Consider the following 11,428-nt stretch of genomic DNA (forward strand, 5'->3'; position numbering starts at 1 on the left):
TATAAAGGGCGCATGGCGAATGCCTTGGCATCAGGAGCCGAAGAAGGACGCGATAAGCTGCGATAAGCCTCGGGTAGCCGCAAATAGGCTGAGAACCGGGGATCTCCGAATGAGGAAACTCACATGGGAAACCCCATGTATCATACACTGAATAAATAGGTGTATGAGGGTAAACCCAGGGAACTGAAACATCTAAGTACCTGGAGGAAGAGAAAGAAAAATCGATTTCCTAAGTAGTGGCGAGCGAAAGGGAAAGAGCCCAAACCAGAAACTTGTTTCTGGGGTTGCGGACAGAACATAAACGGGAAGGTATTGTAACAGAACACAACTGGAAAGTTGGACCGTAGAAGGTAATAGTCCTGTATGTAAAACAAGAAGATCCTAGTTCTGATCCAGAGTACCACGAGACACGTGAAACCTTGTGGGAAGCAGGGAGGACCACCTCCCAAGGCTAAATACTACCTGATGACCGATAGTGAAGCAGTACCGTGAGGGAAAGGTGAAAAGAACCCCGGGAGGGGAGTGAAATAGAACCTGAAACCGTGTGCCTACAACCGGTCATAGCACTTTAATGTGTGATGACGTGCTTTTTGTAGAACGAGCCAGCGAGTTACGGTATGCAGCGAGGTTAAGTACTTAAGGTACGGAGCCGAAGGGAAACCGAGTCTGAATAGGGCAAAAAGTTGCATGCTGTAGACCCGAAACCGGGTGACCTATCCATGGACAGGTTGAAGCGGAAGTAAAATTCCGTGGAGGACCGAACCACGTTGGTGTTGAAAAACCATGGGATGAGCTGTGGATAGCGGAGAAATTCCAATCGAACTCGGAGATAGCTGGTTCTCCCCGAAATAGCTTTAGGGCTAGCGTCGGATATGAGTAGTGGAGGTAGAGCACTGAATGGGCTAGGGGCCGTATAGGTTACCGAACCCTATCAAACTCCGAATGCCACATACTATAAGTCCGGCAGTCAGACTACGAATGATAAGATCCGTGGTCAAAAGGGAAACAGCCCAGACCATCAGCTAAGGTCCCAAAGTGTAAGTTAAGTGGAAAAGGATGTGGGATTTCTAAGACAACTAGGATGTTGGCTTAGAAGCAGCCACTCATTAAAAGAGTGCGTAATAGCTCACTAGTCGAGAGATCCTGCGCCGAAGATGTCCGGGGCTCAAACTTACCACCGAAGCTATGGGTGTACGCTAACGCGTACGCGGTAGGGGAGCGTCCTGTATGGGTTGAAGTCGTACCGGAAGGAGCGGTGGACTGTACAGGAGTGAGAATGCTGGCATAAGTAGCGAGAACTAGGTGAGAATCCTAGTGGTCGAAAACCTAAGGTTTCCTGAGGAAGGCTCGTCCTCTCAGGGTTAGTCGGGACCTAAGCCGAGGCCGAAAGGCGTAGGCGATGGACAATCGGTTGATATTCCGATACCACTATTAGCGTTATTACCGAAGGGGTGACGCAGGAGGATAAGATGTGCTAACTATTGGATGTTAGTCTAAGCGTTTAGGGAGTTAGGGTAGGCAAATCCGCTCTAACAATCCTGAGGCGTGATGGGGAAGGGAACATGTTCCCGAAGTATCTGATTCCACGCTGCCAAGAAAAGCCTCTAGGGAGTGAAGTAGTGCCCGTACCGCAAACCGACACAGGTAGGTGAGGAGAGAATCCTAAGACCATCGGAAGAATTGCAGTTAAGGAACTCGGCAAATTGACCCCGTAACTTCGGGAGAAGGGGTGCCTACGCAAGTAGGTCGCAGAGAATAGGCCCAAGCAACTGTTTAGCAAAAACACAGGTCTCTGCTAAAGCGAAAGCTGATGTATAGGGGCTGACGCCTGCCCGGTGCTGGAAGGTTAAGGGGAACACTTAGCGCAAGCGAAGGTGTGAACTTAAGCCCCAGTAAACGGCGGCCGTAACTATAACGGTCCTAAGGTAGCGAAATTCCTTGTCAGGTAAGTTCTGACCCGCACGAATGGCGTAATGACTTGGGCACTGTCTCAACTGCAAATCCGGCGAAATTGTAGTGCAAGTGAAGATGCTTGCTACCCGCGATTGGACGGAAAGACCCCGTAGAGCTTTACTGTAGCTTAGCATTGAGTTTCGGTATTGTCTGTACAGGATAGGTGGGAGACTGAGAAACTGGGGCGTCAGCCTCAGTGGAGTCACCCTTGGGATACCACCCTGACAGTACTGAGATTCTAACCGGGTGCCATGAAACTGGTAACGGGACATTGTTAGGTGGGCAGTTTGACTGGGGCGGTCGCCTCCTAAAAAGTAACGGAGGCGCCCAAAGGTTCCCTCAGAACGGTTGGAAATCGTTCGTAGAGTGCAAAGGCAGAAGGGAGCCTGACTGCGACACCCACAAGTGGAGCAGGGACGAAAGTCGGGCTTAGTGATCCGGTGGTACCTCGTGGGAGGGCCATCGCTCAACGGATAAAAGCTACCTCGGGGATAACAGGCTGATCTCCCCCAAGAGTCCACATCGACGGGGAGGTTTGGCACCTCGATGTCGGCTCGTCGCATCCTGGGGCTGAAGTAGGTCCCAAGGGTTGGGCTGTTCGCCCATTAAAGCGGCACGCGAGCTGGGTTCAGAACGTCGTGAGACAGTTCGGTCCCTATCCGTCGCGGGCGTAGGAAATTTGAGAGGAGCTGTCCTTAGTACGAGAGGACCGGGATGGACTGACCTCTGGTGTACCAGTTGTTCCGCCAGGAGCACAGCTGGGTAGCTATGTCGGGACGGGATAAACGCTGAAAGCATCTAAGCGTGAAGCCCACCTCAAGATGAGATTTCCCATAGCGTTAAGCTAGTAAGATCCCTTGAAGAACACAAGGTTGATAGGTCAGGGGTGTAAGCATGGTAACATGTTCAGCTGACTGATACTAATAGATCGAGGGCTTGATCAATATACACGAATCCAATTCTATGTGCAATTTTGAAAGAATATGTTTCTTTCAAAAAATATGTTGACAAAACATATTTGTGAAATTATAATATTAAAATGTAAGGATTAAATATCTGGTGATTATGGCGTAGAGGTAACACTCGTTCCCATACCGAACACGCAAGTTAAGCTCTACCGCGCCGATGGTACTGCAAGGGAGACCTTGTGGAAGAGTAGGTCGTCGCCAGGTAATAATATGGATCTTTAGCTCAGTTGGTTAGAGCAACCGGCTCATAACCGGTTGGCCCGGGGTTCGAGTCCCTGAAGGTCCACCATACGGGGGTATAGCTCAGCTGGGAGAGCACCTGCCTTGCACGCAGGGGGTCAAGAGTTCGAATCTCTTTATCTCCACCATAAAAGCCATGAATTTATTTCATGGCTTTTTATTTTTATATAAAAATATATATTTACAGAATGTTAATTACTATAATTATTAAAATGTATTAAAATGTAATTAGGCTTAAAGAAAGGAGTTCATATGATTTATAGAATAAAACAATTCTATTGGGATTTGTCATCAAGTTTTAAAAAAATAGATTATGATTTTTTAAATAAATATTTAAATAAAGATGAGATAGAGCTATTTGATAAATTATCTAAAAGTGAAAAACATCACTGTGTAAGAGTAGCAAGAAATGCTTTTCAATATATAAATATGAATAAAATATTAGATATAGATATAATGAGAATTATGAAAATATGTTTACTTCATGACATAGGAAAAATTGGTGTGAGTTTAAATGTAATTGATAGGTCAATTTTAGTTCTTTTAAATAAGTTCACTAGAGGTAATTTAAAGAAATATGATAATATGAAAAAGATAGATGTTTTTTATAATCACCCACAAAAAGCTATGAGTTATTTAAGAGATTTTAAATATGATGATGATTTTCTATTTATTATTAGAAATCACCATAATAAGGATGTTAACAATAATAAAACATTAGATATTTTAAAAAAGTGTGATGCTATAAGCTAATAAATACAAAATTATATAGAAATCATGGTGGTGAAATAATGGGTTCAAAAGATAGACGAGAAACTATAGAAAAAAAATTGAATACTTCAAAAGAACCTTTAAAGGGCAGTGAATTAGCAAAAGAGTTTGGGGTAACTAGACAGGTAATAGTTAAAGATATAGCTATACTTAGAGCTGAAGGAAAGGATATTATAGCTACTCCAGAAGGTTATATTATTAATAGTAACAATAGAAATTATATAAAGAAAATAGTGGCTATATGTCATAAAAGAGAGGAGATAGAGGAAGAGTTAAAGATTATTATAAAATACGGTGGTATAATAGAAGATGTAATAGTAGAGCATCCGTTATATGGTGAGATAAAAGCTATGCTTATGATAAAAACCTTAGATGATATGGAGAGATTTATGAAAAACTTTAAGGATGCTAAAGCGGAACCTTTATCTACTCTAACAGGTGGAGTTCACTTGCATACCGTGTGCGCCGATACTGAGGAAGTTATGAAAAAGATAACTGAGGAATTAAGAGTAAAGGGTTTTTTAATAGCGGAATAAATTATTATAGAAGAATATATTGTTTATAGTAATTTAAATTATGATTAGCTATTTATATAGTTTATAAGAGGTGAAAAAATGAAAAAGAAATATGGAATATTCTTTTTAATAATATTATTATTAGGATTATTTATGTTCTTAGATAAAATAGTAGAATTTTGGATTAATATAAAATGGTTTAAAGAAGTAGGATATTTATCTGTATATTTTACGCAAATAATAGCCACTTTTAAATTTATGTTACCTATTTTTATTATAAGCTTCTTTGGCATATGGATTTATTATAGAAGTCTTAGAAAAAGTTTTATTAAAAAAAATAATATTGTAGAAATAAGTAATAAGCAAAAGAAGCTAGAAAAAGCTATATTTTTTGTATTAAATTTTATAATATCTTTTGTTATAGCTTATTTTACAGCTTCCGCTTATTGGTATAGGATACTTCAATTTAGTAACTCTGTAGATTTTAATGTAAAAGATCCTATATTTAATAAGGATGTATCTTTCTATATGTTTAAACTACCCTTAATACAATCAGTATATGGCGCAGTGATGGGAATATTAATATTGCTTGTTATCATAACCTTTATTAGCTATTTCTTAACTAATGCCCAAGATAAAATAAAATCTATGGATATAAAGAATCCTTTTGCTAATGTAAAAGTAATGAAAAGTGAATTTACTAAATTAGCAGGGAAACAACTAGCAATACTTTCGGCCCTAATACTAATAATGATATCTATTCTATATATTTTAAAGGCATATTATTTAGTATATAGTCCAAGGGGGGTAGCATTTGGAGCTAGCTATACAGATGTAAATGTAACTTTAAAGTTTTATAGGGTTATAACGGGTGTTTCTATATTATGTTCTATAGTGGTGTTTATAAGCCTTTTAAAATCAAGAATAAAGCCTATAGTGATATGTATAATAGGTATGGTTGCTTTAATTGGTCTTGAGTCCATTACCTCAAATTTAATTCAGCAATTCATAGTTAAATCTAATGAAATGGAACTTGAAAAGAAATATATAAAATACAATATAGACTACACAAGAAAAGCATTTAATATTGATAATATAAAGGAAAGTGTATTTCAAGTAAAAAATGATTTTACTAAAGAAGATATAAATAGTAATAAAGATATTATAAATAATATTAAAATAAATTCTTTTAATCCTACTTTAGATTTCTATAATCAAGTGCAGAATATAAGGTATTATTATAACTTTAATGATGTAGATGTAGATAGATATAATATAGATGATAAGTATACTCAAATATTTTTAGCACCTAGAGAAATAAGCTCTGATTCCATAGAACCAAACACTTGGCAGAATAAGCATTTAGTTTATACACATGGTTATGGTTTAGTAATGAATAAAGTCAATGCTGTAACCTCAGAAGGACAACCAAGTTTTGTAATCAAAGATATTCCACCAGATAATAGTTCTGGAATTAAATTAGATAACCCAAGGATTTATTTTGGTGAAAATACTAATTATTATGCTATAGTCAATACCAATATAGCAGAATTTGATTATCCTAAAGGTGGAGAAAATCAAACTAATAAGTACAATGGCACTGCCGGCATTAAAATGTCATTGGGTAACAGGATATTATTTGCCATAAATGAAAAAAATATGAAATTTTTATTATCACAAGATATAAATAGTAACAGCAAAATATTAATTAATAGGAACATAGTAAAAAGAGTAAAAAAAATAGCTCCTTTTCTCGAATATGATATAGACCCTTATGTAGTAATAAATAATGGCAGATTATATTGGGTTATTGACGGATACACTACTTCTAATAAATACCCTTTTGCAGAGCCTTATAATAATATAAACTATATAAGGAATTCTGTTAAGGTAATTGTAGATGCATTTAATGGGGATACAAACTTTTATATAGTGGATAAGAATGATCCTATAATAAATAGTTACTCTAAAATATTCAAAGATTTATTTAAGGATTATAATGAAATACCTAAAGAAATAACAGAGCATTTTAGATATCCAGAAGGATTATTTAATATTCAGTGTTCGGTATTAGGAAAATATCATATGACAGATCCACAAGTGTTCTTTAATGGAGAAGACTTATGGGATGTAGCAAAAAATCAGAAAAAAGTAGAAGGAAAATATAACCAAAATGAAGCGTCATATATAATTACAAGACTTCCAGAAGAAAGCAAAGAAGAAATGGTTCTATTTGAGTATTTTAATATGAGGGACAAAGAAAATATGGTAGCTCTACTAGGTGCTCGTATGGATGGAGATAATTATGGAAAGCTCGTTATGTATAAATTTCCTCCACAAAAAACTATATATAGTCCATATTTGTTTAAAAATAAATTCAATCAAGATCCTAACATATCAAAAGAAATTTCATTGTGGAATACTGATGGATCTAGAGTAGAATATGGGGATACTGTAATAGTACCTATAAAAAATTCATTATTATATATAGAGCCTCTTTATTTAATAGCGCAAGGAAAAAACAGTATTCCTGAAATGAAGAGAGTTATAGTATCCTATGGAGAAAAAACTGTTATTGCAGAAAATATAGATAAGGCCTTAGAAAGTATTTTCAGCAGTACTACTACAAAACAAACGGAAAATAATACTACAATTCCTTCTGGAAGTACAGATCGAATAAAATACGCAAAGGATATTTATGAAAAGGCTTTAGAAGCTCAAAAGAATGGAGATTGGGCTAAGTATGGAGAATATATAAAGCAACTGGGCGAGGTTTTAAACGAATTGAACAAGTAAGGTAGTTTCACATCATAGTAAAAGCGTAGATTAGTCTACGCTTTTATAAAATTTTTTGTTAAATATATTCAGGAATTCGTGATACTTTATTGAAAAAATAATATAATAAAAGAGTGTGAAAAAGTGAAATATATAATTAATATAAAATTGGTTAGCTTTAAACTAGGAGGATATAAATGGATTATGATGTATTAGTTCTAGGTGGAGGTATAATAGGATGTGCCGTAGCTTATGAACTTTCAAGATATAATTTAAATATTGCTTTAATAGAAAAGGATTATGATATAGCAGATGATGTGGCCTTAGTAAATACTGCTATAGTTTATGATGGTTCTGAATGTAAGGATAGACTTATGTCGAAGCTGGAAGTTATGGGAAATAGTATGTTTGATGAGATTACATCAAAGTTTAACGTACCCTTTAAAAGAACCGGCTCCCTACTTATAGCAGAGGAAGAGCAGGGAGTGAAAATCATACAAGATATGTATGATAAAGCTAGGCAAAGAGGCATTGATAATATATATTTAATTGATGGTACTGATGCTTATGAGATTGAACCTAATCTTACTACTCAAGTAAAAAAAGCATTGTACTCTAGGAATACTGGAGTAGTTTCTCCTTACGATTTAGCAATTGGTTATGGAGAAGTAGCTTTTGATAATGGAGTAAATTTTAGATTGGAAGAAGAGGTTTTAGATATTCAAAAAATATCCAAGGGATTAAAAGTTACTACAAACAAGAATAAATTTACTTGTAAGGTAGTAGTAAATACTACTCCAGCGGAGCATTATACCATAGACAATGCGAGAACTCACGGAAAAGAAGAACAGAAACAATTAAATTATTTGTTATTAGATAATAAATATAAAAACTATTTCACTAATATAATTTTCTCAGTAAACAGTGACAATGAAATGCTTTATTCCATACCTACGTTAAATGACAGTCTTATCTCTGCCATTAGTACTGATGAAGTTTTAGATTTTGATGCAAAACTTAATAAGATATCTGGCTTAGTTAATGGTATAAGAAAAGAAAATATAAATGGAGTTTTTGATTCAGTATTGCATAATCAAACAATAATTGTAGATGATAGTGACATAAATAAAGGATATATTAAAGTTATGGGAAAACACTATGGACAAGTAACAATTACACCTTCTATAGCTAAAATAATATGTGAAACTATAGTGAGTAATCTAAATTGCAAGCTTAAAAAGAATTTTATTGATAAAAGAAGAGAATTTTATAGGTTTAAGGAATTATCTAAGAGCGAAAGAAATGAAATAATCAGATTAGATAAACGATATGGTAAAATGGTGTGCTTGTGCAATATGGTCACTGAAGGAGAAATTGTTGATAGCATAAGAAGACCATTAGGTGCAAGAACTATAGAAGGCATAAAACGAAGGACAGGAGTTACTTTTGGAAGCTGTCAAGGGGCATATTGTATTAGTAAAATTATATCTATATTAGCAAGAGAAACAGATAAAAAATTATTAGATATAGTTAAGGATTCAAAGAGTTCCAAAATGCTTTCTTCTAGGATTAAGGAATTTGATGAAATGTAAGGAGGAAGAGCTTTGATTTATAAAGCTATATGTAAAAGTTGCGAAAAAAAGTGTGTATTAGATATCTATAGCTATGAAGAGGGAGAGATAGAAGTTAAAGGCAATGAGTGTGAAATTGGTATAGACTATGCAAATGAGGAAATAAATAATACTAAAAAGATATTTACTACCCTAGTAAGGATAAAAGGGTCTGAAAGATATAATGTAGTTCCTGTAAAAAGCAGTGCCCCAATTGACAAAAAACTATGGATAGAATGCTCAAAAGCATTAAGTAGGATATATGTAGGAGCACCTACAAAAATAGGAGATGTTATATGTAAGAATATCCTTAATACAGGAGTAGATATAATTTGTGCTAGAAATGTGGAGAAGAGCTTTTAGTATTGCTCTATTGACAGAAAAACTTCACATATATATAATATAGTAAATAAGTTAATAAAAAAACCTTTGAAGAGGCTAGTATTAAGGGAAATGCTTTAAGAGAGTCAGTGCTTGGTGAGAACTGATAGGTTTGCTTTAAGAATCCACCTCGGAGGGACTGTGATGAGCAGTACGGATAAAACCGTTAGTAAATTAAGAGGATTAGTAGAAATACTAATCAATTAGGGTGGCAACGCGGAGTCTTTTCGTCCCTTTTGGGATGCAATAAGGCTCTTTTTTATTTTGTAAAATTAAGGAGGTACGTATATGTTAGATTTAAAAAGAATAAGAAATAATCCAGAAGAAATCAAAGCTGCCATGGCTAATAGAGGGGAGGACTTTGATCTATCCCTAATAGATGAGATAGTTACTTTAGATGAAAAAAGAAGAGGCATATTAGTTGAGGTTGAAAATTTAAAGAGCAAGAGAAATCAAGTATCTTCAGAGATACCAAAGCTTAAAAAAGCAGGAGAAAATGTGGAACCCATAATGGCTGAAATGAAGAAGCTGGGAGAAGATATAAAGAATTTTGACATAGAAGTAGCAGAAATAGATGAAAAAATAAAATATATAATGTTAAGAATGCCTAATATCCCCAATCCTATGGTGCCAGACGGAAAATCTGATGAAGATAATATAGAGATAAAAAAATGGGGGGAGCCAGTAAAGTTTAACTTTGAAACAAAAGCTCATTGGGATTTAGGAACAGATTTAAATATGCTTGACTTTGAAAGAGCTGGTAAAATAACTGGCTCAAGATTTACAATGTATAAAGGTTTAGGAGCTAGATTAGAGCGAGCTATAATAAACTACTTCTTAGATAAGCATATATTTGAAAATGGATATACAGAAATATTTCCACCTTTTATGGTTAACAGAGATAGCATGGCTGGAACTGGACAGCTTCCTAAATTTGAAGAAGATGCTTTTAAAGTAGCTAATGAGGATTATTTTTTAATCCCTACAGCAGAAGTTCCTGTAACAAATATGTATAGAGATGAAATTCTAAAAGGAGAAGAGCTTCCAGTAAAGCATGTAGCATATAGCGCTTGCTTTAGAGCAGAGGCTGGATCAGCAGGAAGGGATACAAGAGGACTTATAAGACAACACCAGTTTAATAAGGTAGAATTGCTTAAATTCTGTAAGCCAGAGCAGTCTTATGAAGAACTAGATAAATTAGTTCAAGATGCAGAATCTGTATTACAAGGATTAGGACTTCCTTATAGAGTGGTAAGAATATGTAAGGGTGATTTAGGTTTTACAGCAGCATTAAAATACGATATTGAAGTTTGGATGCCAAGCTACAATAAATATGTTGAAATTTCAAGCTGTAGTAATTTTGAGGACTTCCAAGCTAGAAGAGCCAATATAAAATATAAAGAAACACCAAAGGATAAACCACAATTTGTTCATACTTTAAATGGATCTGGAGTAGCTATAGGAAGAACTGTAGCGGCTATACTAGAGAATTTCCAGAGAGAAGATGGAACTATAGAAGTACCAGAAGCATTAAGACCATATATGAGAACAGAGGTATTAAAATAATTTAGTTAATAAAGGGATTTCCATAAAAGTAATTGAATTTATTACTTTTATGGAAATTCTATTTTTTTGAAGATGGTTAAAACTGTTTAATAAAATATTGCGTCTAATTGGTGAGAAGGGAGGATGTATATGGATATTGAGTCATTAGTTAAATTAGCTCAAAAGGGTGATGATAATGCTTTTTATGAGGCTATATCCTTAAATAAAGAAAAGATGTATGTTACAGCTTTCTCCTATGTCGGAAATAAAGAGGATGCTTTAGATATAGTACAAGAGTCGGTATACAAGGCTTATACTTCTTTAAAGAGGTTAAAGGAACCTAAACTATTTAATACATGGATTACAAGGATAATCATAAATTGTTCTATTGATCACATAAGAAAAAACAAAAAGGTGATATATGTTGAACATGAACAACTATTAAATCAAATGGGAGCAAAAGAGGAAAATCATGCAGAGAAAATAGATTTGCAAAATGCTATTAACACTTTAAATGAAAAACACAAAAGCGTCATTATATTAAAATATTTTCATCAATTAACCTTAACAGAGGTAGCCGAAATTTTAGAAATTCCGTTAGGAACAGTAAAGACCTATCTTAATAAAGCTCTAAAGGAATTGAGAATAGAATTAAGAGAGGAGATGTGAT

7 protein-coding genes, 2 tRNA genes, 2 rRNA genes and 1 other annotated feature are annotated in these 11,428 nt (G+C 34.9%); all 11 genes read left to right on the plus strand.

The features are described 5' to 3' along the window. Positions 1–2,897: ribosomal RNA gene (locus BN2665_RS01660) — 23S ribosomal RNA — on the plus strand; the annotation flags it as partial. A 111-nt stretch (positions 2,898–3,008) separates the two neighbouring features. Next, a 5S ribosomal RNA gene (rrf, locus tag BN2665_RS01665) occupies positions 3,009–3,125 on the plus strand. Positions 3,126–3,133: 8 nt separating this feature from the next. After that, positions 3,134–3,210 (plus strand) — tRNA-Ile (locus BN2665_RS01670). A 3-nt stretch (positions 3,211–3,213) separates the two neighbouring features. Then, a tRNA-Ala gene (locus BN2665_RS01675) sits at positions 3,214–3,289 on the plus strand. A 124-nt stretch (positions 3,290–3,413) separates the two neighbouring features. Beyond that, on the plus strand, positions 3,414–3,914 hold the full coding sequence (locus BN2665_RS01680; protein WP_055665387.1) for an HD domain-containing protein: 501 nt from the start codon (positions 3,414–3,416) through the stop codon (positions 3,912–3,914). Between the two features lie 38 nt (positions 3,915–3,952). Beyond that, positions 3,953–4,468 carry a transcription repressor NadR gene (locus tag BN2665_RS01685; RefSeq protein ID WP_055665388.1) on the plus strand — a complete coding sequence of 172 codons (516 nt, stop codon included), beginning with the start codon at positions 3,953–3,955 and terminating at the stop codon, positions 4,466–4,468. Between the two features lie 78 nt (positions 4,469–4,546). Then, positions 4,547–7,243, plus strand: a complete 2,697-nt coding sequence (locus tag BN2665_RS01690) for a UPF0182 family protein (RefSeq protein ID WP_055665389.1) — start codon at positions 4,547–4,549, stop codon at positions 7,241–7,243. A gap of 176 nt (positions 7,244–7,419) precedes the next feature. Beyond that, positions 7,420–8,814 (plus strand): NAD(P)/FAD-dependent oxidoreductase, encoded by a 1,395-nt coding sequence (locus tag BN2665_RS01695; RefSeq protein WP_055665390.1) that lies wholly within the window; start codon positions 7,420–7,422, stop codon positions 8,812–8,814. 12 nt (positions 8,815–8,826) lie between these two features. Then, positions 8,827–9,195 (plus strand): DUF1667 domain-containing protein, encoded by a 369-nt coding sequence (locus BN2665_RS01700; RefSeq protein ID WP_055665391.1) that lies wholly within the window; start codon positions 8,827–8,829, stop codon positions 9,193–9,195. A 57-nt stretch (positions 9,196–9,252) separates the two neighbouring features. Continuing rightward, positions 9,253–9,451, plus strand: a binding site (T-box leader). A gap of 50 nt (positions 9,452–9,501) precedes the next feature. Beyond that, complete coding sequence (serS, locus tag BN2665_RS01705; protein WP_055665392.1) at positions 9,502–10,779, plus strand: serine--tRNA ligase; 1,278 nt, start codon at positions 9,502–9,504, stop codon at positions 10,777–10,779. A 129-nt stretch (positions 10,780–10,908) separates the two neighbouring features. Then, a complete protein-coding gene (locus tag BN2665_RS01710; RefSeq protein ID WP_055665393.1) occupies positions 10,909–11,427 on the plus strand; it encodes a sigma-70 family RNA polymerase sigma factor in 519 nt (172 codons plus the stop codon). The last annotated feature ends 1 nt before the right edge of the window (position 11,428 follow it).

Source organism: Desnuesiella massiliensis (genome assembly GCF_001403615.1).
Taxonomy (GTDB): Bacteria; Bacillota; Clostridia; order Clostridiales; family Clostridiaceae; genus Desnuesiella; species Desnuesiella massiliensis.